The organism is Modestobacter sp. VKM Ac-2982, from assembly GCF_026967935.1.
GTDB lineage: Bacteria > Actinomycetota > Actinomycetes > Mycobacteriales > Geodermatophilaceae > Modestobacter.
Genome location: NZ_JAPVBL010000001.1, coordinates 1,165,558 through 1,189,195, shown reverse-complemented (window position 1 = coordinate 1,189,195; position 23,638 = coordinate 1,165,558). Strand labels below are relative to the sequence as shown.

The 23,638-nt window shown below is 73.7% G+C and carries 24 protein-coding genes and 1 tRNA gene; 18 read left to right on the top strand and 7 right to left on the bottom strand.

Annotation, left to right across the window (positions count from 1 at the left end):
• The first annotated feature begins 126 nt into the window (after positions 1-126).
• The 3 genes from O2W20_RS05925 to O2W20_RS05915 all read left to right on the top strand — a co-directional run bounded on the left by O2W20_RS05925 (position 127) and on the right by O2W20_RS05915 (position 1,877).
• Complete coding sequence (locus O2W20_RS05925) at positions 127-939, top strand: DUF3105 domain-containing protein (protein ID WP_269170805.1); 813 nt, start codon at positions 127-129, stop codon at positions 937-939.
• A gap of 38 nt (positions 940-977) precedes the next feature.
• A complete protein-coding gene (locus tag O2W20_RS05920; protein ID WP_269170804.1) occupies positions 978-1,676 on the top strand; it encodes a DUF305 domain-containing protein in 699 nt (232 codons plus the stop codon).
• A gap of 129 nt (positions 1,677-1,805) precedes the next feature.
• Positions 1,806-1,877 (top strand) — tRNA-Arg (locus O2W20_RS05915).
• Between the two features lie 79 nt (positions 1,878-1,956).
• On the opposite strand, the gene O2W20_RS05910 is transcribed toward O2W20_RS05915, so the two are convergent.
• Positions 1,957-3,594: an ABC-F family ATP-binding cassette domain-containing protein gene (locus O2W20_RS05910; RefSeq protein WP_269170803.1), complete on the bottom strand. Its 1,638-nt coding sequence runs from the start codon at positions 3,592-3,594 to the stop codon at positions 1,957-1,959.
• A gap of 59 nt (positions 3,595-3,653) precedes the next feature.
• Positions 3,654-4,715: an adenylate/guanylate cyclase domain-containing protein gene (locus tag O2W20_RS05905; RefSeq protein WP_269171009.1), complete on the bottom strand. Its 1,062-nt coding sequence runs from the start codon at positions 4,713-4,715 to the stop codon at positions 3,654-3,656.
• A gap of 409 nt (positions 4,716-5,124) precedes the next feature.
• Between O2W20_RS05905 and O2W20_RS05900 the strand changes: the two genes are divergently transcribed.
• The 6 genes from O2W20_RS05900 (at position 5,125) to O2W20_RS05875 (ending at position 12,788) form a co-directional block, all read left to right on the top strand.
• Positions 5,125-6,012 carry an ATP-binding cassette domain-containing protein gene (locus O2W20_RS05900; protein ID WP_269170802.1) on the top strand — a complete coding sequence of 296 codons (888 nt, stop codon included), beginning with the start codon at positions 5,125-5,127 and terminating at the stop codon, positions 6,010-6,012.
• Positions 6,012-6,779, top strand: a complete 768-nt coding sequence (locus O2W20_RS05895) for an ABC transporter permease (RefSeq protein WP_269170801.1) — start codon at positions 6,012-6,014, stop codon at positions 6,777-6,779. The genes O2W20_RS05900 and O2W20_RS05895 overlap by 1 nt, the downstream gene beginning before the upstream one ends.
• Positions 6,780-6,820: 41 nt before the next feature.
• The gene (locus O2W20_RS05890; protein WP_269170800.1) at positions 6,821-7,648 is read left to right on the top strand and encodes an ankyrin repeat domain-containing protein; all 828 of its coding nucleotides are present in this window, start codon (positions 6,821-6,823) and stop codon (positions 7,646-7,648) included.
• Positions 7,649-7,831: 183 nt separating this feature from the next.
• Complete coding sequence (locus tag O2W20_RS05885) at positions 7,832-11,773, top strand: multifunctional oxoglutarate decarboxylase/oxoglutarate dehydrogenase thiamine pyrophosphate-binding subunit/dihydrolipoyllysine-residue succinyltransferase subunit (RefSeq protein WP_269170799.1); 3,942 nt, start codon at positions 7,832-7,834, stop codon at positions 11,771-11,773.
• Between the two features lie 17 nt (positions 11,774-11,790).
• Positions 11,791-11,976, top strand: a complete 186-nt coding sequence (locus tag O2W20_RS05880) for a DUF6104 family protein (RefSeq protein ID WP_269158777.1) — start codon at positions 11,791-11,793, stop codon at positions 11,974-11,976.
• A gap of 107 nt (positions 11,977-12,083) precedes the next feature.
• On the top strand, positions 12,084-12,788 hold the full coding sequence (locus O2W20_RS05875) for a metal-dependent hydrolase (protein ID WP_269170798.1): 705 nt from the start codon (positions 12,084-12,086) through the stop codon (positions 12,786-12,788).
• A gap of 10 nt (positions 12,789-12,798) precedes the next feature.
• Here the strand turns inward: O2W20_RS05875 and O2W20_RS05870 are convergent, their stop codons facing one another.
• Positions 12,799-13,176, bottom strand: coding sequence for a S26 family signal peptidase (locus O2W20_RS05870; protein WP_269170797.1), 378 nt, complete (start codon positions 13,174-13,176; stop codon positions 12,799-12,801).
• A 50-nt stretch (positions 13,177-13,226) separates the two neighbouring features.
• Between O2W20_RS05870 and sodN the strand changes: the two genes are divergently transcribed.
• The 6 genes from sodN to O2W20_RS05840 all read left to right on the top strand — a co-directional run bounded on the left by sodN (position 13,227) and on the right by O2W20_RS05840 (position 17,854).
• A complete protein-coding gene (sodN, locus tag O2W20_RS05865) occupies positions 13,227-13,631 on the top strand; it encodes a superoxide dismutase, Ni (RefSeq protein WP_269164662.1) in 405 nt (134 codons plus the stop codon).
• 151 nt (positions 13,632-13,782) lie between these two features.
• Positions 13,783-15,015 carry a PP2C family protein-serine/threonine phosphatase gene (locus O2W20_RS05860; RefSeq protein WP_269170796.1) on the top strand — a complete coding sequence of 411 codons (1,233 nt, stop codon included), beginning with the start codon at positions 13,783-13,785 and terminating at the stop codon, positions 15,013-15,015.
• A gap of 77 nt (positions 15,016-15,092) precedes the next feature.
• A complete protein-coding gene (locus O2W20_RS05855; RefSeq protein ID WP_269170795.1) occupies positions 15,093-15,758 on the top strand; it encodes a phosphatidylserine decarboxylase in 666 nt (221 codons plus the stop codon).
• Positions 15,759-15,769: 11 nt separating this feature from the next.
• Entirely contained in the window at positions 15,770-16,567 is a 798-nt protein-coding gene (pssA, locus tag O2W20_RS05850) for a CDP-diacylglycerol--serine O-phosphatidyltransferase (protein WP_269170794.1), read from the top strand.
• The gene (locus tag O2W20_RS05845) at positions 16,564-17,046 is read left to right on the top strand and encodes a GNAT family N-acetyltransferase (protein WP_269170793.1); all 483 of its coding nucleotides are present in this window, start codon (positions 16,564-16,566) and stop codon (positions 17,044-17,046) included. The genes pssA and O2W20_RS05845 overlap by 4 nt, the downstream gene beginning before the upstream one ends.
• A gap of 25 nt (positions 17,047-17,071) precedes the next feature.
• Positions 17,072-17,854: an HAD-IIA family hydrolase gene (locus O2W20_RS05840; RefSeq protein WP_269170792.1), complete on the top strand. Its 783-nt coding sequence runs from the start codon at positions 17,072-17,074 to the stop codon at positions 17,852-17,854.
• A gap of 46 nt (positions 17,855-17,900) precedes the next feature.
• Here the strand turns inward: O2W20_RS05840 and O2W20_RS05835 are convergent, their stop codons facing one another.
• Positions 17,901-18,383, bottom strand: coding sequence for a hypothetical protein (locus O2W20_RS05835; protein ID WP_269170791.1), 483 nt, complete (start codon positions 18,381-18,383; stop codon positions 17,901-17,903).
• 89 nt (positions 18,384-18,472) lie between these two features.
• Here O2W20_RS05835 and O2W20_RS05830 point away from each other — a divergent pair, with 89 nt between their 5' ends.
• Positions 18,473-19,438, top strand: coding sequence for a diacylglycerol/lipid kinase family protein (locus O2W20_RS05830; protein WP_269170790.1), 966 nt, complete (start codon positions 18,473-18,475; stop codon positions 19,436-19,438).
• Between the two features lie 289 nt (positions 19,439-19,727).
• Positions 19,728-19,979 carry a WhiB family transcriptional regulator gene (locus tag O2W20_RS05825; protein WP_269158766.1) on the top strand — a complete coding sequence of 84 codons (252 nt, stop codon included), beginning with the start codon at positions 19,728-19,730 and terminating at the stop codon, positions 19,977-19,979.
• Between the two features lie 90 nt (positions 19,980-20,069).
• On the opposite strand, the gene O2W20_RS05820 is transcribed toward O2W20_RS05825, so the two are convergent.
• Positions 20,070-21,551 (bottom strand): sensor histidine kinase, encoded by a 1,482-nt coding sequence (locus O2W20_RS05820; protein WP_269170789.1) that lies wholly within the window; start codon positions 21,549-21,551, stop codon positions 20,070-20,072.
• An 88-nt stretch (positions 21,552-21,639) separates the two neighbouring features.
• On the opposite strand from O2W20_RS05820, the gene O2W20_RS05815 reads away from it, so the two are divergent.
• Positions 21,640-22,134, top strand: coding sequence for a GNAT family N-acetyltransferase (locus O2W20_RS05815; RefSeq protein ID WP_269170788.1), 495 nt, complete (start codon positions 21,640-21,642; stop codon positions 22,132-22,134).
• A gap of 8 nt (positions 22,135-22,142) precedes the next feature.
• Here the strand turns inward: O2W20_RS05815 and O2W20_RS05810 are convergent, their stop codons facing one another.
• Both O2W20_RS05810 and O2W20_RS05805 read right to left on the bottom strand, forming a co-directional pair.
• The gene (locus O2W20_RS05810) at positions 22,143-22,367 is read right to left on the bottom strand and encodes a biotin/lipoyl-binding carrier protein (RefSeq protein ID WP_269170787.1); all 225 of its coding nucleotides are present in this window, start codon (positions 22,365-22,367) and stop codon (positions 22,143-22,145) included.
• Positions 22,368-22,468: 101 nt separating this feature from the next.
• Positions 22,469-23,521 carry a biotin carboxylase N-terminal domain-containing protein gene (locus O2W20_RS05805; protein ID WP_269170786.1) on the bottom strand — a complete coding sequence of 351 codons (1,053 nt, stop codon included), beginning with the start codon at positions 23,519-23,521 and terminating at the stop codon, positions 22,469-22,471.
• Positions 23,522-23,638: the final 117 nt, after the last annotated feature.

Below are 23,638 nucleotides of genomic sequence, written 5' to 3'. Positions count from 1 at the left end.
TCAGGGACCACACAGGTCCGCGACCTAGACTCGCAGCCGCCGGACGGGAGCAGCCCGGGACGGACGCGAGCGTGCGGCTCCCACGGGAGGGCGCGGCTCACGACGCACAGCGAACGAGGAGCGGCAGTGGCCAAGGACCCCAAGCCCGAGAACAGCCGCGCGACCGGCGGCGCTTCCCGTGGAGGGTCCGGTGCCGGCAGCCAGCGGGTGCCCGGAAAGGGCTCTGGCGGCCGCGGGCGGACCCGTCCGCCGGCCAACGTGGTCACCAAGCAGAAGCCCTGGGGCCTGATCGCCGCAGCCGTCGCGGTGGTCGTCTTCGCCGCGGCCGTCATCAGCTACGCCGTCGTCCAGGTGAACGAGTCGAACGCCAACCGGGTCACTGAGGCCAGCCAGATCGCCGGCCTGGAGACCTTCGAGTACGCCGCCGGCCAGGAACACGTCACCACGCCGGTCAGCTACACCGAGAACCCGCCGGTCGGTGGGCCGCACGACGGCGAGTGGGCCGACTGCACCGGCACCGTCTACGACGTGGACATCCGGCACGAGAACGCCGTCCACTCCATGGAGCACGGCGCCACGTGGATCACCTACGACCCCGAGCTGATCACCGACGGCGACCTCGCCACGCTGGAGGAGCTGGTCGAGGGCACGTCCGGGCTCATGCTCTCGCCCTACGTCGGGCTCGGTTCGCCGATCAGCCTGCAGTCGTGGAACCACCAGCTGACCGTCGACTCCGCCGACGACATGCGGGTGCAGCAGTACGCCGACTTCATGACCTACAACGCCGACTTCTACCCCGAGGTCGGGGCCAGCTGCGAGAACCCGCTGTTCATCACCGACCCGGTCGTGGAGGACGGCAGCAGCCGGGGCACCGACGCGATGGTCACCGACGCACCGACGACGTCGACCCCGGCGCCCGAGACCACCTCGACCCCCTGACCCACCTCCACCCCCGGCACGCCACCTGAGAGGACCCGATGACCCACCCCGCGACCGAGGACGACCGTGGAGCGACGAGCTCCGGCCGGCCCCGGGGCTGGCTGACCGGCGTCCTGGTGGCGGTGATCGCCGTGGGACTGCTGCTGGCCGGTGGCGGGCTGGCCGTGGCGCTGGGCGTCGGCCGGGAGGAGCAGCCCACCACGGACTCGGTGGCGGCCGGGTTCTCCCGGGACATGTCCCGGCACCACCTGCAGGCGGTCGAGATGGCGAACCTGGCCCTCACCGAGACCACCGACCCCGAGATCCGTCAGCTCGCCTTCGACATCTCGGCCACGCAGACCAACCAGCTGGGCCGGATGCAGGGCTGGCTGGCGCTGTGGGACCTGCCGTTCACCGGCGGGGAGACCATGGCCTGGATGTCGGACGGGGAGATGGCCGGGCACGACATGGCCGGCCCCGAGACCGCCGGCGCGGCGCTGATGCCGGGGATGGCGACCGAGGCGGAGCTCGCCGAGCTGCGCTCGCTGTCCGGGACGGCGTTCGACCGGATGTTCCTGCAGCTGATGATCCGGCACCACCAGGGCGGGCTGGCCATGGCCGAGTACGGCCAGGAGCACGCCGACGTGGACGTCGTGGAGCGCCTGGCCCGCTCGATCGCGGAGACCCAGGACGCCGAGACGACCACCATGGCGGCGATGCTCCGGGCCCGGGGCGGGGAGCCCCTGCCGGCGCCCTGACCCGGTCGGCGGGGTCGCCGGGGCCCCTGCCGGTGCGCCAGCCGCGGGCTGGTAACGTGCCACGGGCGCCGAGCGGGAGCGGAGCGCAGCACGATCGCAGCACCGCAGGACAGCAGGAAGCGTGGACGAGCCCCCGTAGCTCAGGGGATAGAGCACTGCCCTCCGGAGGCAGGGGCGCAGGTTCGAATCCTGCCGGGGGCACACCAGCCCAGCTCGCACCACGACCCCCCGCCCGCCCAGGACATCGCGTCCGGGCGGGCGGCGTCGTCTCCGGGCCCGGTCAGCCCTGCTGGACCCGGCCGTCGGCCACCGCGAACCGCCGGGTGGTGCGCACGACCTCGAGCATCCGGCGGTCGTGGGTGACCAGCAGCAGCGTGCCGGTGTAGTCGGCCAGCGCCTGCTCCAGCTGCTCGATCGCCGGCAGGTCCAGGTGGTTCGTCGGCTCGTCGAGCACCAGCACGTTGACCCCGCGGGCCTGCAGCAGCGCCAGCGCCGCTCGGGTCCGCTCCCCCGGCGACAGGGTGCCGGCCGGCCGCACCACGTGGTCGGCGCGCAGCCCGAACTTGGCCAGCAGCGTGCGCACCTCGGCATCGGGCAGGTCGGGCACCTCGGCCCCGAACGCCGCAGCCAGCGGCTCGTCCCCCAGGAAGCTGCCCCGGACCTGGTCCACCTCGCCCAGCCGCACGCCCGAGCCGAGCGCCGCCGTCCCCTCGTCCAGCGGCAACCGGCCCAGCAGCGCGGCGAGCAGCGTGCTCTTCCCCGACCCGTTGGCCCCGGTGATCGCCACCCGGTCACCCCAGTCGACCTGCAGGTCCACCGGCCCGAGCGTGAACCCGCCACGACGGACGACGGCGCCACGGAGCGTGGCGACCACGGCGCCGGACCGCGGAGCCGCGGCGATCTCCATCCGCAGCTCCCACTCCTTGCGCGGCTCCTCGACCACCTCGAGCCGCTCGATCCGCCGCTCGGTCTGCTTGGCCTTGGCGGCCTGCTTCTCGGACGAGGACCGGTTGGCCGCCTTGATGTGCTTGTCGCCGTCCTTGGACTTCTTGATCGAGTCGCGGACGCCCTTGGCCATCCAGTTCCGCTGCATCCGGGCCCGCGACTCCAGCGAGGCCTTGGTGTCGGCGAACTCCTCGAACTCCTCGCGGGCGTGCCGGCGGGCCACCTCCCGCTCGACCAGGTAGGCGTCGTAGCCGCCGTCGTGCACCCGGACCAGCTGCTGGGCCAGGTCCAGCTCGACCACCCGGGTGACGGTGCGGGCGAGGAACTCCCGGTCGTGGCTGACCAGCACCACCCCGGTGCGGAGGCCGGCGACGAAGCGCTCCAGCTGCTCCAGCCCGGCCAGGTCGAGGTCGTTGGTGGGCTCGTCGAGGAGCAGGACGTCGTACCGGCTCAGCAGCAGCGACGCCAGCCCGACCCGGGCGGCCTGCCCGCCGGAGAGCCCGATGGTGGCCGCGTCCAGCGCGACACCGGGGGCCACCGAGTCGACCACCGCCTCGGCGCGCTCGGCCAGGTCGGCACCACCGAGGGCCAGCCAGCGCTCCAGGGCGTCGCCGTACCGGTCGTCGGCGCCCGGGGCACCGGCGGTGAGCGCCTCCGTGGCCTCCTCCATCGCCCGTTCGGCGGCGGCGACCCCGGTGCGGCGGGCCAGCAGGTCCAGCACGGACTCCCCCGGCCGGCGGTCGGTCTCCTGCGGGAGGTACCCGACCGTCGCCGACGGGGGGCTGAGCGCGATCTCCCCCGACTCGGCGGGCAGCACCCCGGCGAGGGTCTGCAACAGGGTGGACTTGCCGGCGCCGTTCACCCCGACCAGGCCGACGACGTCGCCGGGGGCGACCACCAGGTCGAGGTCGGCGAACAGGACCCGGGCGCCGTGACCGGCGGCCAGTCCACGGGCGAGCAGCGTGGCGGACACGCGCCCATGGTGCCGCCCGGCGGCCGGACGACCGGCGAGTGGCCCCGGCGGGGACAGACTCAGTCGGCGAAGGGACCGGCGCCGCCGGGCAGCTCCTCCTCCTCGGGCGCCGCCAGCACGTCGTCGGCGATCTCGTCGAGCAGCTCCTCGAACGCGGCCACCCCGGGCGCCTCGCCACCCGTGGCGCTGCGGCGGACCAGCCACGGGCGCAGGTTGTCGTAGCCGCGCACCGACACCCGGCGCAGCGGCCGCACCCGGTACTCCCGGACGCCGCGCAGCTCCCGCGCCAGCTGCTGGTCGACCAGCACGGTCGAGGGCCGGGCGATCGAGGTGAGCCGGCTGGCCAGGTTGACCACCGGCGAGTAGACGTCCCCGAGCCGGGTCAGCACCGGGCCGTGGGCGGCGCCCACCCGCAGCGGTGGACGGTCCGCGGCGGTCCACTCCTCGGGGAGCAGCAACGCGATCTCCACCGCGTCCACCGGGTCGGCGCAGGTGAACAGCACGCCGTCCCCGACCGTCTTCACCACCCGACCGCGGAAGCGGGCGATGACGTCGGCGGCCAGCCCCTCGAAGTCCTCGACCATCACGCCCAGCTCCCGGCCGCCCATGCCGCGGCTGCGCGAGGTATAGCCGACGAGGTCGGCGAAGCCGACCGCCAGCTCCCGCCGGTCACCACCACCCGGGGCGGCGAGGAACAGCCGGCCGGCGTTGGCGGCCAGGTGCCGGCGCCAGACGTAGTCCTGGAGCTCGCGCATGAGCGGCAGCAGCCTCTCGGTGGACCGGACGGCCTCGGCCTCGACCGCCGCACGGTCCGCCGGCGCAGCCTCGGGAGCGGTCAGGAGGGTGGCCAGCATGTCGGTCTGCCAGTCGGCCAGCCGGGACAACGACTGCCCCATGGCGCGGGCGATGGATGCCTCGGCGCCGGGCTCGACGAAGCCCGAGTCGATCAGCGCCGACAGCCGGGCCAGGGCGGTGACGTCGGCGTCGGTGAACGCGGGGTCGCCCTCGGGGACGTCGGCGAAGCCCAGGGCCCGCCACAGCCGCTGGGTGCGCTCGGGTGGCATGCCGGCCAGCTCGGCCACCTGTCGGCGGGTGTACCGGCGGGGCCCCTCGAGGAGCAGCCGCTCCAGGGACTCGCGGGGGTCGGGGCCGCCGGCGGCACCCGGTTCGGACGTCGGCAGCGCTCAGCCCGCGCGGTGCGTACCGGCCGACGGGCCGACGAGGCTGCGAGAGACGTTCACCGGACCTCCTCGGAGGACGTTCGTCGGGCGCGTCCACGGCGCTGCTGGGACATCCGTCGGTGTGCGGGTTCGCCCATCCGCGCGGAACCTACCGAACTCGCGGCCGAGGACGTGCCACCGGTCACTCTCCGCCCGCGGAGTCCTCGCGCTGCACCCGGTCGGTGCGCTTGGATGGCCGCGGTGCCGGACCCGCCGGCGGAACGAGGAGGGCGAGATCACCAGCGTCAGATCGGCCGCCGTCGACCCCGTCCGGGTCGAGGTCACAGGCCTCACGAAGACGTTCGGCAAGGTGCGCGCGGTCGACGACCTCAGCTTCACCGTCGAGCCGGGGCAGGTGACCGGCTTCCTGGGCCCCAACGGCGCAGGGAAGACCACCACGCTGCGGATGGCCCTGGGCCTCATCACCCCCGACACCGGCACGACCACGTTCAACGGCGTCCGTTACGCCGGGCTGCCCGAGCCGATGCGCCAGGTCGGCGCGGTGCTGGAGACGGCGTTCCACCCCGCCCGGAGCGGCCGCGACCACCTGCGGGTCTACTGCCGTGCGACCGGCCTGCCGGTCCGCCGCGCCGACGAGGTCCTCGACCAGGTCGGGCTCGGCACCGCCGGCCGGCGCCGGGCCGGGGGCTACTCCCTGGGCATGCGCCAACGCCTCGGCCTGGCCACGGCCCTGCTGGGCGACCCGGCCGTGCTGGTTCTCGACGAGCCGGCCAACGGCCTGGACCCGGAGGGCATCCAGTGGCTGCGCGGCTTCCTCCGCCACCTGGCCCACGCCCAGGGCCGCACCGTGCTGGTCTCCAGCCACCTGCTGGCCGAGGTCGAGCAGACCGCCGACCGGGTGGTGATCGTCGGCGCCGGGAAGCTCGTCCGGGAGGGGACGCTGGCCGAGCTGCGCTCGGGCAACGCCGGCAGCGTGCTGGTGCGCAGCCCGCACAGCACCGCCCTGGCCGACCTGCTGCGCACCACCGGGACGACGGTGGCCCCGACCGATGCCATCCCCGACGGCCTGACCGTCACCGGGCTGAGCACCGACGAGGTCGGTCGGCGGGCCTTCGCCGGCGGGATCGAGCTGCACGAGCTGCGGTCGCACACCAGCGGACTGGAAGAGATCTACTTCCAGCTCACCGCCGGTCAGGAGCAGTACGCCGCCGCCCACGCCGAGCAGGGAGCCGCGTGATGGGCACGGTCGTCGCACGGCTGGTCCGTGCAGAGTGGACGAAGCTGTTCACCACCCGGGTCTGGATCGGGCTGCTGCTCGGCGCCTGCGTGCTCTCCGGTGCGTTCGCTGCGCTGTTCACCGCCTTCGCCGGCAACCAGGACAGCGGGCTGCCGCCGCTGGACTCGCCCGAGTACGCGCGGCTGGCCTTCTCCATCGCCACGAACGCGACGGTCATCTCCGTCGTCCTCGGGATCATCGGGATCACCCAGGAGTACCGGCACCGCACCGCGACGCCCACCTTCCTGGCGACCCCGCAGCGTGGCCGGGTGGTGATCGCCAAGCTGCTGGCCTACGCCCTCGTGGCCGTCCCCTACGCGGTGCTCGTCTGCGCGGTCACCGTGGCGGTCGTGCTGGTCTACGGCAACGCCCGCGGCAACGCACCCGAGCTGACCGGGGAGAACCTGGAGGTGCTCGCCTTCGCCGGTCTGGCGCTGGTCGTCTACACGCTGATCGGCGTCGGGCTCGGTGCCCTGCTGAAGAACCAGGTGGGGGCCATCGTCGCCGCCCTCGTCTACCTCTACGTCGTCGAGCCGCTGCTGCGCAGCATCCCGGCGACCTCGGGGGCCTACAAGTGGCTGCCCGGCGGCGCCCTGGAGGCGATGACGGCCACCTTCCAGGGCCCGGACCTCCTGGAGCAGTGGCAGGGCGTGCTCCTGCTGCTGGGCTACGGACTGGCCGCCGCCCTGCTCGGCACCCTGCTGGCCGTCCGCCGGGACGTGGTCTGAGTGCGCACGCACCGGGGCCCGACCATGCCGGGGGCCGCTGCGTGACCAGCCGGATGACCGCCCAGCGACTGGGCCGGCTGGTCACCGACGGCGACCTGACGGCCGTCCGGACGGCGGTGCAGGACCAGCCGCAGCTGTTGTCGACCGGCATCGAGCGGGACGGCGCCGACGGCTGGACCCCGCTGCACCTGGCCGTGGCCGCCGGGCACGCGCCGATGGTGACCGCGCTGGTGGAGGCCGGAGCCGACACCAGCGCCCGCACCGAGGACGGCCGCACCCCGCTGCACCTGGCCATAGCGCACACACCGCACCTGGTCGAGGTGCTCCGCGAGCTCGGTGCCCCCGTCGACGCAGCCTCGGCGGCGTTCCTGGGTGAGCTGCAGACGCTGTCCCGGGCAGTGGACGACGGCACCCCGCTCAACGACCCGGACACCGAGGTCGACCTGCTGAGCTGGGCGGCGGCCGGCGCCCGCCTGGACGCCGTCGCGCTGTTGCTGCGGCGCGGTGCGGCACCCGGCCCCGCGCTGCACGCCGCAGCCGCCGCCGGCGCGCCGGCGGTCGTGCAGGCGCTGCTCGACGCGGGGGCGGACGTCGACCGCCGTGACGCGGCCACCGGCCGCACCGCCCTGCACTCCGCCGTCGCCGGCTCCGGGCACGACGCCGTCGCCGGTCCCGGGCCCGACGCCCCGGCGGTGGTCCGGCTGCTGCTCGAGGCGGGGGCCGACGTGGACGCCACCACCCACGACGGCGCCTCCGCGCTGGACATCGCCCGGGTGGCGGCCGCACGGCAGCGCGCCGCGGCCAGCGGGGACGCGCCGGAGGCCGACGCGCTCGTCGAGATGCTGGTCACCGCCGGTGCCACCGGATGAGCTCGGCCCAGCGCGCAGACCGGACCGCGCGGTGCCGGTTCTCGTGGGTCGTGCAGGGCCGGTGACCCGGGACACGTGCGGCAACTCACGGAGCATCACTGCACCGCCGGAGCCGGGGCGTAAAGTCGGCACCCGGTCCAACGACGTCCCTCGACGAAGAAGGCACTCGACCCCGTGTCAAGCGTGAGCTCATCCCAGCCGTCCCCTGCCCACTCCGCCAACCCGGTGGCGGGCTTCGGTACCAACGAGTGGCTGGTCGAGGAGATGTACCAGCAGTACCTCGCCGATCCACGGAGCGTGGACCAGGCCTGGCACGACTTCTTCGCCGACTACCGGCCCGGCAGCCCGGTCGCCGACGGACAGGACCGCACGACGGAGCCGGCCGAACCGGCCCCGTCGCCGGAACCGTCCGAGCCCCGGAGCGCCCAGGCGGAATCGACGCCGTCGGCCACCACCTACGCCTCCCCCGCGCCCAGCCGAGAGGTCGCACCGCAGATGACCCAGTCGGGTCCCGCCGCACCGAAGCCGGCACCCGCCAGCACGAGCTCGTCCGACGAGGGCGCCACGGGCGCCTCGGCGAAGAGCTCCTCCGACAAGGGCTCCTCCGACAAGGGGGCTGCCGCCCCGGCCTCCCGCGCCGCCGAGAGCGACGCCCGGTCCGAGGGCACCGTCGTGGCCCGGGCCGCCGAGCGCGCCTCCCAGCAGCAGCCCGCGGCGCCGGCCAAGCCGGTCGTCAAGCCGGGTCCCGGCCGCGCCGAGGGCGACGACACCGGCCCGAAGCGCACCCCGCTGCGCGGGGCCGCCGCGAGCGTCGTGAAGAACATGAACGCCTCGCTGACCGTGCCGACGGCCACCAGCGTGCGGGCGGTGCCGGCCAAGCTGATGGTCGACAACCGCATCGTCATCAACAACCACCTGGCCCGCGCCCGGGGCGGGAAGATCTCCTTCACCCACCTGATCGGCTATGCGCTGGTCCGGGCGCTGGACGACTTCCCGAACATGAACAGCGCCTTCGCCGAGGTCGACGGCAAGCCCGTCCACGTCCAGCCCGAGCACGTCAACTTCGGCCTGGCCATCGACCTGCCCAAGCCCGACGGCACCCGCTCGCTGGTGGTCGCCTCCATCAAGGCCGCCGAGGACATGGACTTCGCCGCCTTCTGGGGCGCCTACGAGGAGATCATCCGGCGGGCCCGGGCGGGCAAGCTGACGATGGACGACTTCTCCGGCACGACGATCAGCCTCACCAACCCCGGCACCATCGGCACCAACCACTCGGTGCCGCGACTGACCACCAACCAGGGCACGATCGTCGGCGTCGGCGCGATGGACTACCCGGCCGAGTTCCAGGGGATGAGCCCCGAGGCCCTCGCCGAGATGGCCGTCTCCAAGATCATCACGCTGACCTCGACCTACGACCACCGGGTCATCCAGGGCGCGGAGTCCGGCGACTTCCTGCGCCGGATGCACGGGCTGCTGCTGGGCCAGGACGGCTTCTACGACGACGTCTTCCGCTCGCTGCGCATCCCCTACGAGCCGGTCCGCTGGGTGCCGGACAAGCGGGTCAGCCACGAGGGCCAGATCGACAAGGAAGCCCGGGTCATCGAGGTCATCGAGGCCTACCGGCGCAACGGCCACCTCATGGCCGACACCGACCCGCTGGAGTTCAAGGTCCGCACCCACCCCGACCTGGACATCGTCCAGCACGGGCTGACCCTGTGGGACCTCGACCGGCCCTTCCCGGTCGGTGGCTTCGCCGGCGAGCGGACGATGCTGCTGCGCGACATCCTCGGCGTGCTGCGCAACTCCTACTGCCGCACCGTCGGCATCGAGTACATGCACATCACCGACCCCGAGGAGCGCCAGTGGCTCCAGGAGCGCATCGAGGTCAAGCACGACCAGCCCGGCCGGGACAAGCAGAAGCGCGTGCTCGGCCGGCTCAACGCCGCCGAGGCGTTCGAGACCTTCCTGCAGACCAAGTACGTCGGTCAGAAGCGGTTCAGCCTGGAGGGCGGCGAGTCGGTCATCCCGCTGCTGGACGAGGTGCTGGTGAGCTCCTCGGAGCACGGGATCGAGGAGGTCGCGATCGGCATGGCCCACCGCGGCCGGCTCAACGTGCTGGCCAACGTGCTGGGCAAGAGCTACGCCAAGATCTTCGGTGAGTTCGAGGGCAACATCGACCCGGGCACCGTGCAGGGCTCCGGTGACGTGAAGTACCACCTCGGCGCCGAGGGCAGCTTCGAGCACGAGGGCCGTTCGGTGGCTGTGTCGCTGGCCAGCAACCCCAGCCACCTGGAGACGGTCAACCCGGTGCTCGAGGGCATCGTGCGGGCCAAGCAGGACATGATCGACAAGGGCGAGGGCGGCTTCACCGTGCTGCCCCTGCTGCTGCACGGCGACTCGGCGTTCGCCGGCCAGGGCGTGGTGCAGGAGACCTTGAACCTCTCCCAGCTGCGCGGCTACCGCACCGGCGGCACCGTGCACGTCGTCATCAACAACCAGGTCGGTTTCACCACCAGCCCGGCGGCCGCGCGGTCGAGCCTCTACTCGACCGACGTCGCGCGGATGATCGGCGCCCCGGTCTTCCACGTGAACGGCGACGACCCGGAGGCCTGCGTCCGGGTGGCGAAGCTGGCGGTCGACTACCGCCAGGAGTTCAAGAAGGACGTCGTCATCGACCTCGTCTGCTACCGCCGCCGCGGGCACAACGAGGGCGACGACCCGTCGATGACCCAGCCGCTGATGTACGACATCATCGACCGCAAGCGCTCGGTCCGGAAGCTGTACACCGAGGCGCTGGTCGGCCGTGGCGACATCACGCTGGCCGAGGCCGAGGAGGCCCTGAAGGACTACCGCGGGCAGCTCGAGCGGGCCTTCGCCGAGACCCACGACGCCCGCGACTCCTCCGGGCCCGAGCCGGTCATGGACCCCCGCTCGCCGCAGGAGGCCACGGTCGACACGGCGATCACGCCCGAGGTCCTCAAGACCATCGGCGACGCGCACGTCTCGCTGCCCACCGACTTCACCGTGCACCCGAAGCTGCAGCGGATGCTGGAGCGCCGGGCGGCGATGGCCAGCGAGGGCGGTGTCGACTGGGCGATGGGCGAGCTGCTGGCCTTCGGGTCGCTGCTCATGCAGGGCGTGCCGGTGCGGCTGGCCGGGCAGGACTCCCGCCGCGGCACGTTCGTCCAGCGGCACTCGGTGCTCATCGACCGGGAGACCGCCAGCGAGCACACCCCGCTGCTGAACCTCTCCGAGGACCAGGCGAAGTTCTTCGTCTACGACTCGCTGCTGTCGGAGTACGCCGCGCTCGGCTTCGAGTACGGGTACTCGGTGGCCAACCCCAAGGCCCTCGTGCTCTGGGAGGCCCAGTTCGGCGACTTCGTCGACGGTGCCCAGATGGTCATCGACGAGTTCATCAGCTCCGGCGAGGCCAAGTGGGGCCAGCGATCCGGCGTCGTGATGCTGCTCCCGCACGGGCTGGAGGGCCAGGGGCCCGACCACTCCAGCGGCCGGATCGAGCGGTTCCTGCAGCTGTCGGCCGAGAACAACATGACGGTCGCCAACTGCTCCACGCCGGCGAACTACTTCCACCTGCTCCGCCGCCAGGCGCTGTCGGAGGTGCACCGCCCGCTGGTCGTCTTCACGCCCAAGTCCCTGCTGCGCGCCAAGGCGGCGGTCAGCCCGGTGGACGACTTCACCGAGCAGCGGTTCCGCCCGGTGCTGCCCGACCCGGGTGTGGGCGGGGAGGCCCTCGACGGCTCCGCGGTGCACCGCGTCCTGCTGTGCAGCGGCAAGATCAGCTACGAGCTGCTCGCCCAGCGGGAGAAGGACGGCACCGCCGACACCGCGATCCTCCGCGTCGAGCAGCTCTACCCGCTGCCGGACGAGGAGATCGCCGAGGCGCTGGCGGCCTACCCCGAGGCGAACGACGTCGTGTGGGTGCAGGAGGAGCCGGCCAACATGGGCGCAGCACAGTTCATGGCCGTCAACCTGCCCGAGCACCTGCCGGCCGGGCGCACGCTGCGCCGGGTGTCCCGGAAGGCCTCGGCCAGCCCGGCCGTGGGCTCGGCCAAGGTGCACGAGGTCGAGCAGCGTCAGCTGGTCGCGCGGGCCTTCGCCGACTGACGCGACGGGGCACGACGATGTACTTCACCGACCGCGGCATCGAGGAGCTGGCCGGCCGGCGGGGCGAGGAGCAGGTCTCGCTCTCCTGGCTGGCCGACCAGCTCCAGGCCTTCGTCGACCAGCACCCCGACTTCGAGGTGCCGGTCGAGCGGCTGGCCACCTGGCTGGCCCGGGGCGGCACGGACGACGTCGACGAGGACTGAGGACTGACACCCGCCCGGGCCCGGCACGGGTCCCGGGCGGGTGGCCGTTCCCGCCGCTCCTCGCGCGCCTCCTGGGCACCTGGCCGCGGTGGCGGCACGCTGCGTAGGTGCTCGGTCACTCTCACGCCCTCTCCGGCCTGGCCGCCGGCGCCGCGACGCTCCCCTGGGTCCCGGTGCACGGCACGGTCGCCCAGGTCGCCTGGGTCTCCGCCGTCGGCGGGTTCGCCATGCTCCCGGACCTGGACCAGCGGGGTTCCACGATCTCCGGGATGTGGGGCCCGTTGACCGACGTCCCGTCCGGGCTCGTCAACACGGTCGCGCGGGGACACCGCTGGGGGACCCACGACGCGGTTCTCGGCTCGCTGGCGTTCGGGCTCCTGGCCACCGCCGCGACGTGGCACCGCTGGTCCACCCTGCTGCTGATGGCGCTCGCGATCGGGCTGGCGCTGCGGGCCCTGCACTTCGTCATCCCGGGCCGTGCGGAGAACACCGTGATCGGCAACCTGGCGCTCTCCTGGGGCGGCGCGTGGCTGCTGCTCGAGCACAGCCCGGCGCCCGGGTGGCTACCGCTGGCCGTCGTCCTCGGCACGCTGACCCACATCGCCGGCGACTGGCTGACCAAGGAGGGGGTGCCCGTCCCGGTCTTCTGGCTCGTCCGGCGCAGCCGACTGGCGCCCGTGCACCTGCGCACCGGTGCGATCGTGGAGAAGGCGGTGCTCGTCCCGCTGTTCCTGGTGGCCACCGTCGTCCTGCTGTACCTGAACACCGCGGCGCACGACCTCGTCGCCCCCCTGCTGGACCGCCTCGGCTGACGCCGGCCCGTCAGCCGGGCGGGGCAGGGCGCAGCCTCCCCGGCCGGGGCCACAGCCGGCCCACCACCCGGCCCACGACGACCGCCGTCCCGAAGGCCCGGGAGTCGTCGGTGACCAGCGGGTTGTCCCCCTCCACCCAGTGCCCGCCGGGCACCGCACGGCGCACCCGCTTGACCACCAGCAGCTCCGGCCGCGCCGGGAAGCGGGCGAGCACGACGGTGCCGCCCGGCACGGACGCCCCGACCGCCACCCGGCGCACCAGCAGCCGGTCGCCGTGCCGCACGGTCGGGGTCATCGAGGGCCCGGTGACCCGGGCCGAGACCCAACGGGTCGACAGCCCGGGCGGGTCGTCCGGGCTGCCACTTCTCGACGTGTCCTCGTTGATCACCGCGGGTAGGGTCGCAGAAGACCCATCCCCGCGAACCCGGAGGCACACCCATGCGTCTGTTCCGCATGTTCTCCGCCGTGGAGGCCACCGCGCACTGCGACCTCCCCTGCGGCGTCTACGACCCGGCCCAGGCCCGCATCGAGGCCGAGAGCGTCAAGGGCATCCAGGAGAAGTACCAGGGCAACGAGGACCCGGTCTTCCGCACCCGCGCCATCCTGATCAAGGAGCAGCGGGCCGAGCTGGTCAAGCACCACCTGTGGGTGCTCTGGACCGACTACTTCAAGCCCCCGCACTTCGAGAAGTACCCGCAGCTGCACGAGCTGTTCAACAAGGCGACCAAGCAGGCCGGCGCCGCCGGCGGCAAGGGCAGCATGGACCCCGCCGAGGGTCAGAAGCTGCTCGACTACATCGCCGAGATCGACAAGATCTTCTGGGAGACCAAGGCCGCCGCCTGATCGATGACCCGTCCTCCTCACCCCTCGCACGCTCGGGGTGGACCTCGGGACGGGGCCGGACTGCCGGGTCATCCCCTCCGGGGTGGCCCGGCAGTGTCGTACCTGCTGCCGGTCGGTGGCAGCTCGCCCGACCCAGGAGACCAGCAGCCCCGTGAGCCCCCGTTTCGACCTGCGCTCGTTGCTCGAACGGGTGGAGGCAGCCGCGCCGATCGACGCCGTCACCGCGGTCACCGCGGAGCTCGCCACCCTCGCCGGCGCCACCGAGGTCTCGTTCCTGATCGCCGACTTCAGCGGGCACGCCCTGGTCCGACTCGGGACGGCGAGCCGCGCGCCGGAGGGCTCCCGTGTCCGGGGTCCCGAGCACGCGGAGACCCTGCGGCTGGCGGGCACGGTGCACGAGCAGGTCCTGCGCACCCAGCAGGCGGTCGTGCAGACCGGTGACGGGGGCACCTGCGTGCTCGTCCCGGTCACCGACCGCGGCGACGCTATCGGTGTCCTGGAACTGGTGCTGCCCGAGCCGCCCGACGAGCAGGAGCTGGCCGACATCTCCGCGGCCGGCCACGCGCTCGCCTACGTGATCATCGCCAACCGGCGGCACACCGACCTCTTCGAGTGGGGTCAGCGCACGACCCCCTTCTCGCTGGCCGCGGAGATCCAGCGTCGCCTGCTGCCCAGCGCCTTCACCTGCGAGGCCGGTCAGTTCACCCTGGCCGGGTGGCTGGAGCCGGCCGCCACCGTGGGCGGGGACACCTTCGACTACGCCCTGGACCGGGACTCCCTCCACGTCTCGGTCAGCGATGCGGTCGGACACGAGGTGGGCGCGGCGCTGCTGGCCACCCTGCTGGTCGGCAGCCTGCGCAACGAGCGGCGTCGCGGGCTCGGCCTCGGCGACCAGACCCGCAACGCCAACGACGCCGTCAGCTCGCACTCGGCGCCCGGCGAGTTCGTCACCGGCCAGGTCCTGCGTGTCGACCTGCACACGCTCGAGGCCGAGATCGTCAACGCCGGGCACCCGTTCCCGCTGCGGCTCCGCGACGGCCGCGTCGAGGAGGTGGAGCTGGCCATCGACCTGCCGTTCGGCGTCCAGGCCGGCACCGAGTACCGGCTCCAGCGCTTCGTGCTGGAGCCCGGCGACCGGGTCGTCTTCGTGACCGACGGGATGCAGGAGCGCAACGCGGCATCCCTCGACGTCGCGGCCGCACTGGCCGCCACGGCCGCGCTGCACCCCCGGGAGGTCGTGCACGAGCTCGGGCAGGCGGTGCTGCGCGCCACCGGTGGCATCCTGCGGGACGACGCCTCCGTCGTCTGCCTCGACTGGTACGGCGGCCCGCCGCGCGACCGCGTGAGCCAGACCGGGGCCAGCGACCTGCTCGCCTCCCCGTGAACCGGCCGGAGCGCACACCCGCCGTGACGCCGCCGTCCGCAGGCGTTCCGGCCCCCTCCCGGTAGCCTCGGTCTGCGATGCGCATCGACCGGGCCGGCTGGCCCTTCCTCGCCGTTCCCCTGGCCTCTGCGGCGGTCTCCACCGCCCTGGGGCGGGGCAGCGGTCCCCGTGCGGCCCGTGCCCTGACGTGGCCCTTGCTCGCCCTGTCGGCGTACATGGCCGTCTTCTTCCGCGACCCCGACCGGCGGTGCGACTCGACCCCGCCCCCGGCCGACGACGTCCTCTCCCCGGCCGACGGCGTCGTCATGGTCGCCGGCGATCCCCAACCGGGGGTGGCCCCCGAGGGCGACTGGCAGCAGGTGAGCGTCTTCCTGTCCGTCGTCGACGTGCACGTGAACCGCGCTCCCTTCGGCGGCCGGATCACCTCCTCCACGTACACGCCGGGGAGCTTCCTGGCCGCCTACCGGGCGGAGAGCGCGCACCGCAACGAGCACAGCGAACTGTGGGTGCGCGACGGCGACCGCACGGTCGTCTTCCGCCAGATCGTCGGCGTGCTGGCCCGCCGGATCGTCACCCGCGTGGTGCCGGGACAGCAGGTGGCCACCGGTGAGCGGATCGGGCTGATGAAGTTCGGGTCCCGGATGGACGTCTTCGTCCCCCCGGAGTGCACCGTCACCGTCACGAAGGGGCAGCGGGTGCGGGGCGGCGAGACCGTCATCGCCCGCTGGTCCTCCCCCAGCTGAGGAGCCGGCGGATGCCAGGGAGGCGCACCACCACCGTCGAGTTCGTCCGGGGGTCCGTGCGCGGCGGGCGGCGGCGGGCTCGCTCGTGGCTGCCCAGCCTCTTCACCCTCGCCAACATGATGTGCGGCTTCGGCGCCATCCTGGTCGCGTTCCGCGGCGAGTACCGGCTGGCCTGCCTGCTGATCGCGCTGTCGGTCGTGTTCGACATCGCCGACGGCGCGGTGGCCCGGCTGGTCGGCGCCGTCTCCCCGTTCGGCCTGCAGTTCGACTCGCTGGCCGACCTGGTCTCCTTCGGCCTGGCCCCGGCCCTGCTGGTCTTCGCCCTCTTCTCCGACGGCCGGGACGAGCTCGACGCCCTGGGCTGGGTGGCCTGCTTCCTCTGGGTCGCCTGCGCCGCCATCCGGCTCGCCCGCTTCAACACCACGATCGACCCGACGGCCGACAAGCGCTTCTTCACCGGCCTGCCCAGCCCTGGCGCGGCCGGGGTCGTGCTGGCCAGCGTGTACGCCTTCGCCGACCTGATGCAGGGCCGCGACCGGCTGTGGGTGCTGCTGGTCGTCGTCGTCCCCGGGCTGCTGATGATCAGCAACATCCGCTACCGCTCGTTCCGGTCCCTGGTCAGCCCGAAGAGCGGCAAGCCCTACGGCCTGGTCACGTCGGTCGTCCTGGTCGTCGTCGGCCTGCTCACCGTCCCGACCGTGACCAGCCTGGTGGTCGCCTACAGCTACCTCGTCTCCCCGCTGGTGATGCCGGTGCTGACCCCGCTGGGCCGGCTGGTCCCCGACCGGGTGAAGGAGGCGCTGTCGTGAGCGTGCGCCGGGCCCGGCCCGACGACGTCCCGACCGTGCTCCGGCTGGTCCGTGAGCTGGCCGCCTACGAGGAGTCCGAGCACGAGGCCCAGATGACCGCCGACCAGCTGCACGCCGCGCTGTTCGGGGAGTCCCCGGCCCTGTTCGGGCACGTGGCGCTGGCCGGCGACGGCGAGATCGCCGGCTTCGCGCTGTGGTTCCTCAACTTCTCCACCTGGCGCGGCACCCACGGGCTGTACCTGGAGGACCTCTACGTCTCCCCGGCGCATCGGGGGACGGGGCTGGGCCGGGAGCTGCTGCGCACGCTGGCCGACGAGTGCGTGGCCCGCGGGTTCGCCCGGCTGGAGTGGTCCGTCCTGGACTGGAACACCCCGTCCATCGAGTTCTACAGAGCTGCCGGTGCGGTGCCGATGGACGGGTGGACCGTCTTCCGGCTCACCGGTGACGCCCTGCCCCGGTTCGCGGCCGACCGTCGCTGACCCACCCGACCGACAGGAGAACGGCGTGACCACCGAACGCGGCGAGTCCGAGTGCTGGCTGACCGACATGGACGGCGTCCTGGTGCACGAGGGCAAGGCGCTGCCCGGCGCCGCTGACTTCCTGGCCCGGCTGGTCGAGCGCAACCGCCGGTTCCTGGTGCTGACCAACAACTCGATCTTCACCCCGCGCGACCTCTCCGCCCGGCTCTCCCGCAGCGGCCTCGACGTGCCCGAACAGGCCATCTGGACCTCCGCGCTGGCCACGGCGGACTTCCTGGCCTCCCAGCTGCCCGGCGGCTCGGCGTACGTCATCGGCGAGGCCGGCCTGACCACGGCGCTGCACGAGGCCGGGTACACGATGACCGACACCGACCCGGACTACGTCGTCCTCGGCGAGACCCGCACCTACTCGTTCGAGGCGATCACCCAGGCGGTCCGGCTGGTGGGCGCCGGCGCCCGGTTCATCGCCACCAACCCCGACGTCACCGGCCCCTCCCCCGAGGGCCCGCTGCCGGCGACCGGCTCGGTGGCGGCGATGATCACCAAGGCCACCGGCGCCGAGCCCTACTTCGTCGGCAAGCCCAACCCGATGATGTTCCGCAGTGCGATGAACCGGATCGAGGCGCACTCGGAGTCCACCACGATGATCGGCGACCGGATGGACACCGACGTCGTGGCCGGCATCGAGGCGGGGCTGGACACGATCCTGGTGCTCACCGGCTCGACCCGCGCCGAGGACGTCAGCCGGTTCCCGTTCCGGCCCAGCCGGGTGCTGCCCTCGATCGCCGAGGTCATCGAGCTGATCTGAGGAAGGACCCACTCGCAGGCTCGCGGCCGGACCCTGCGAGGGGGGCCTAGCGCTCGAAGAAGGCCAGCCGGGCCTCGGGGGTGGCCAGCAACCACAACTCGGTGGCGACCAGGGCCAGCACCGGCAGGCCGATCAACGGCTGCTGCGCCTCGAACGCCGCGTTGTAGGCGAGCAGGCCCAGCAGGATCTGCAGCACGATGACCGGGCCGCGGGCCCAGCCGGACACCCGCCACAACCCGACCGCTGCTGCCGCCAGCAGCGCCGCCCCCAGCCCCACGTAGACCACCTCGGCCAGCGCCCGGCCGACGCTGTCCGGTGAGCCGGTCAGCGTCAGCACGAGCAGCGTGAGCGCGAGGGCGGTCAGTGCGAGCGCCTCCACGGCGACCACCAGGGCGGCCCGCCGGACGGCGGTCGGCGCCCCCGTGCCGGGCCGGGCCGGGCGCGGTGCGGTGGGCTGGGCGGCCTTCCCGAGCAGCCCCTCTGCCCGCGGCCGACGACGGCCCGGGGTCTGTCCGTCCTGACCTGACACGCCGACGAGGTTACGCGCGGGCACCTCGCCTCCCGGTGCACCGGACGTGCCGCACGGTCGCCCCAGGGCCGGTCGTTATGTTGAGCGGCATGCGTGCGCTGCTGGTGGCGAACCCGGCGGCCACGACCACCACCCGCAAGGTGCGCGACGTGCTGGTCCGGGCGCTCTCCAGCCAACTGCAGGTCGAGCTGGCCGAGACCGCGCACCGCGGGCACGCGCGGGAGCTCGCCGCCCAGGCCGCGGCGGACGGCGTCGACGTCGTCGTGACCCTCGGTGGCGACGGCACCGTCAACGAGGCCGCCAACGGGCTGCTGACGGCCGGTCCGGGGCCCCGGGTGCCGATGCTCGCCGTCGTCCCGGGCGGGTCGACCAACGTCTTCGCCCGCGCCCTCGGCCGCTCCCGCGACCCGGTCGAGGCGACCGGGGAGATCCTCGACTCGCTGCGCGCCGGCCGCACCCGCCTGATCTCCCTCGGCACCGCCTCCGCGCTGACCGGCGAGGAGGGGACGACGGAGGGCTGGACCACGCCCCGCTGGTTCGTCTTCGCCGCCGGGATGGGCTACGACGCCGACGTGATCTCCCGGGTCGAGGCCCAGCGCGCCCAGGGGCGGCGGTCCACCGGCAGCCTCTACATCGGGGCCGGGGTCAACGCGTTCCTGCTGGGCCGAGACCGGCGTCGTCCGCCGATGACCCTCGACCTGCCCGGCGAGCCCCCCGTGGACGGGCTGTTCCTCGCCCTGGTGTCCAACGTCAGCCCGTGGACCTACCTGGGGGCCCGCCCGATCGACCCCAGCCCCGACGCGTCCTTCGACACCGGCCTGGACGTCTTCGCGATGGGTCGGGTCGGCGTCGTCCGGATGCTGCACCACCTGCGCCAGACCATGGCCGCCCGGCCGGACGCCCGGGGCCGCGGGGTGCACCGCTGGCACGACCTCGGGGAGCTCACCCTGACGTCCACCCGCCCCCAGGGCTGGCAGCTGGACGGTGACCACCTGGGCACCGCCACCGGACTCCGCGTCCGGTCGGTCCCGGAGGCGCTGCGCGTCGTCGTGTGACGGAGGGCTCGACAACGGGACCCCACGGGGTGGTGCACGGACGCGCCGAGTGGGGTACGACGGAGTGGCGAGGTCCTGCGGGGCGTGGTGAGGTTGCTCACGAGCGCCGTCGAACGCCCGGCGAACTGCTTGACAGTGCGTCCACTCGTGAAAGCATCACAAGCAAGCAACCTGCTGGTAACACAGCAGGCGGTCGTCGTTCTTCGTGCTGTCACCAGCGCACGGACCTGCGGGGGCGGTCTTCGGACCGACGACCGGACACCCTGACGAGATCGAGGAGTACACCGCCATGGACTGGCGCCACCGCGCGCTCTGCCGGGACGAGGACCCGGAGCTCTTCTTCCCGATCGGGACGACGGGCCCGGCAGTCGTCCAGATCGAGCAGGCCAAGGCTGTGTGCCGCCGCTGCCCGGTCGTCGAGTCCTGCCTGGACTGGGCCCTGACCTCCGGTCAGGACTCCGGGGTCTGGGGCGGTCTGTCCGAGGACGAGCGCCGTGCCCTGAAGCGTCGGACCGCACGCACCCGGGTCCGCACCGCCTGAGGAAGGACCGCTCAGCAACGCCCACCTCGGGCACCTGCAGCGAGGCCGTACAGCAAGGGTCGCTCCGTACCGGAGCGGCCCTTGCTGCGTTCACCGGCGCGGGCGACCGGCACCCGGGAGGCTGAGCACCGCCTCGGTCCCCGGGCCACCGTCCGACGGCGGGCCCATCTCCAGCGTCCCGTGCAGCTCGCTGGTCACCAGCGTTCGGACGATCTGCAGCCCGAGCCCCGTGCTGGCCGCCGGGTCGAACCCCGGTGGCAGACCTCGGCCGTCGTCGCGGACCCGGACCACCAGGTCGTCACCCGTCCGCTCGGCGGCGAGCACGATCGTCCCCGGCTCGCCGTCCTCGAACGCGTGCTCGGCGGCGTTGTGCAGCAGCTCGGTCACCGCCATCACCAGCGGCGTCGCACAGGCCGCGGGCAGCTCCCCGATCGCGCCGGCGCGGGTGATCCGCGCCGCGGGCCCCACCGAGGTCACGTCGCCGAGCATCGGCAGCACCTGGTCCAGGACGTCGTCGACCTCGACGACGTCCTCCCGGCTGCCGGCCAGCGTCTCGTGCACCACCGCGATCGAGGCCACCCGGCGCACCGACTCCTCCAGCGCCGCCCGGGCCGCCGGCTCGGTCATCCGCCGGGCCTGCAGCCGCAGCAGCGCGGCCACGGTCTGCAGGTTGTTCTTCACCCGGTGGTGGATCTCCCGGATGGTGGCGTCCTTGGTCATCAGCGCACGGTCCCGGCGGCGCACGTCGGTGACGTCCCGGACCAGCACCAGCGCACCCGCCTCACCGCCGGGGGCCTGCAGCGGCAGCGCCCGGACCAGCATGGTCGCCGCGTCGTTCTCCACGTCCATCGGCTCGGGGAACCGGCCGGCGACCGCGGCGGCGATGCTCGCGGCCACCGCCTCACCGGCCACCCGGTCCGCCGAGACCCAGCGCGTCACCTCCGCCAGGTCGGCGCCGACCACGTCCCCGGTCAGCCCCATCCGGCGGTAGGCCGACAACGCGTTCGGGCTGGCGTAGACCGCGTGCCCGGTGCCGTCCAGCCGGACCAGCCCGTCACCCACGCGTGGGCTCATCTCCGCGTCGTCCAGCATCCGCGGCGGGAAGGTGCCGGCCGCCACCATCAACGACAGGTCGGCGGCGATGTCGAGGTAGGTCAGCTCGAGGGTCGACGGGGACCGGGTCGCCGCGAGGTTGGTGTCCTTGGCCAGCACCGCGACCACCGCGCCGTCGTGCCGCACGGGGATGACCTCCCGATGACGGAGGCTGGTCCCGGCCGGATCGGGCTCCCCGTCGGTGATCGGCTGGCCCTCCCGCTGGGCACGGAGCAGCGGCTCGGCATCGGCCCCGGTGGCCTCGCTGCCCACCAGGTCCTCCGGCTGGCTGGTGGGCGCCGTCAGCGGGCGGACCTGGGCCACGCACCACCAGGCCCCGCTCTGCAGCGGCACCCACAGGGTGAGATCGGCGAAGGACAGGTCGGCCAGCAGCTGCCAGTCGGCCACCAGCCGGCGCGCGTGGTCGACCTGGGAGGGGCTCGCCGAGCCGCGGGTGAGACGTTCGGACAGGCTGCTCATCGTGGGCCGGAGCCTACGGCCCCGTCCGGAGCCGCACCCGGGCCTGCGAGGGAGAAGGGGGACAGGGTCCTGTGTCTACCCTGCTCCGGTGGCCTCCCCCGCACCCGTCGTCGGCCCGGCCGGGCCCGCGGACTTCGCCCGCATCGCCGAGCTGACCGTGGCCGTCTACGCCGCCGAGGACCTCGCGCCCGCCGAGTACCTGCCCCAGCTGGCCGACGTGGCGGGCCGGGCGGATCGGGCGGAGCTGCTCGTGGCTCGCGACCAGGACGGGCGCATCGTCGGCAGCGTGGCGCTGGTGCTGTCCGGGGACTTCGGCGAGGTCGTCGAGTCCGCGGACGAGGCGGCGTTCCGGATGCTCGCCGTCGACACCGCGGCGCGCGGGCAGGGCATCGGGGCAGCGCTGGTGCGGGCCTGCCTGGACCGGGCGCGGGCGGCCGGCAAGCGGCGGATGGTGCTGTCCACCGGCGACCGGATGGCCGCGGCACACCGGCTCTACGGGCAGCTGGGGTTCACCCGGTTGCCCGAGCGGGACTGGACGCCGGTGCCCGGCGTCGACCTGCGGGTCTACGCGCTGGACCTCTGAGAGGCCCGTCAGCCGGGGAGGACGGTGGCGATCAGGTCGCCCTCCTGGAGGACCTCGCCCTCCACCACGTGCAGCTCGCCCACCGTGCCGGCGCGCTCACTGAGCACCGGGATCTCCATCTTCATCGACTCGAGGATGACCAGCGTGTCGCCGGCAGCGACCTCCGTGCCGGGGGCCACGAGCACCTTCCACACGCTGGAGACCATCTCGGCGTGGATCTCCTCGACCGCCACCGGCGCCTCCTCTTCCCTGACCTGGCCCGACCCGCCTCAGCCGACGGTCTGCACATGAAAGCACGCGGAGGGCCGGACGCCGCAGCGTGCCGAGCGCCGGCTCAGCTGCAGCCGGGGACCAGCGCACCGGCGATGCGGCGCAGCACGGTGCACACCGCCGGACCGTCGTGCGGGACGCCTGTCTCCGGGAGGCCGGTGAGGACCTCCGTCGCAACCCGTGCCGCACTCGCCGCATCAGGGCCCGCAGCACTGACCGTGGCCAGCAGCGCGTCGTACCAGCCGTCGAGCCGGTCGCCTTCGTCGTAGCCGCTCACCGCGACCAGCTCGGTGTCCCCGGCGACTCGCCCGCCCTGGGGCCGGACGTCGGGCAGCCGGCCGGTGACGCGCCCCTCGGTCCCCGGCGGCAGGGTCGACCGCAGCTGGACGGCCAGCCCGGCGTACGGCGGTCCCTCGGCGTCGTCGGGGAGCCCGCCCGCCGGCGCACCGGACACACGGCCCAGCGCCAGGGCGACGGCGTCCAGTCCGTGTGCCCGCTCCAGCACGGCGATGTCGAGGGAGAAGCCGGCCGCGACCTCGGCGAGCTCACCGCCGGGGTCGATGCCCACGGTGACCAGCCCACGCCAGCCGAGCTCCGGGAGCCGCCGGGCGGCCGCGGGCAGTGAGCCCAGCCCGTCGGGGGGCGTCCAGGAGACCCGTGGGGTGCCCCCGGCGCGGTCGCGCAGCACCGGGGTGACGTGGTGCAGCCCTTCGGCGCTGACCCAGGCCAGGAAGCCCCTCTCGCTGGCCGGCTCGACCCCGTCGCCGCCGAGGCGCTCCAGCACCCCGGCCTCCGGGCCGACCCAGCCCAGTCCGGCGTCGGCGACCGCGGCGGCCAGCCGGGCGTTCCCGGCGAGAGCGGGCGGAACGGGGAGCACCGCGTCGACCCGGGTGCGCCGGGCGGCCTCGACCAACCGGCGGACGTCGAGGTAGGACTCGGCCGCCGGGGCGGGACCCAGCAGCACGGACTCGTCGGCCATCCGCACGTGCCGCGCGTTGCGCTCGGCCTCCGAGTGGACGGCCACGGCCTTCACGCCCAGCTGACCGCACGCCCGGATCACCGCGCAGGCCATCGGCCCGCGACCGGCCACGAGCACGCTGTCGACTGCCTGGACCACGTCGTCCTCCTCTTCCCGGCGCGCCGTCCTGCGCACCGGCCGTACTGGCATCCTCCCGGGGCCCGGGTCACCACCGGCGCCGACCGCGCACCAGCGCACGGTGCCCGGCCCACCCGT

Bases quoted from the DNA above. Each gene is read 5' to 3' on its own strand.
- O2W20_RS05895 (WP_269170801.1), top strand. From the start codon at position 6,012: ATGGGCACGGTCGTCGCACGGCTGGTCCGTGCAGAGTGGACGAAGCTG.
- O2W20_RS05880 (WP_269158777.1), top strand. From the start codon at position 11,791: ATGTACTTCACCGACCGCGGCATCGAGGAGCTGGCCGGCCGGCGGGGC.
- sodN (WP_269164662.1), top strand. From the start codon at position 13,227: ATGCGTCTGTTCCGCATGTTCTCCGCCGTGGAGGCCACCGCGCACTGC.
- O2W20_RS05855 (WP_269170795.1), top strand. From the start codon at position 15,093: ATGCGCATCGACCGGGCCGGCTGGCCCTTCCTCGCCGTTCCCCTGGCC.
- O2W20_RS05830 (WP_269170790.1), top strand. From the start codon at position 18,473: ATGCGTGCGCTGCTGGTGGCGAACCCGGCGGCCACGACCACCACCCGC.
- pssA (WP_269170794.1), top strand. From the start codon at position 15,770: ATGCCAGGGAGGCGCACCACCACCGTCGAGTTCGTCCGGGGGTCCGTG.
- O2W20_RS05825 (WP_269158766.1), top strand. From the start codon at position 19,728: ATGGACTGGCGCCACCGCGCGCTCTGCCGGGACGAGGACCCGGAGCTC.
- O2W20_RS05820 (WP_269170789.1), bottom strand. From the start codon at position 21,551: ATGAGCAGCCTGTCCGAACGTCTCACCCGCGGCTCGGCGAGCCCCTCC.
- O2W20_RS05920 (WP_269170804.1), top strand. From the start codon at position 978: ATGACCCACCCCGCGACCGAGGACGACCGTGGAGCGACGAGCTCCGGC.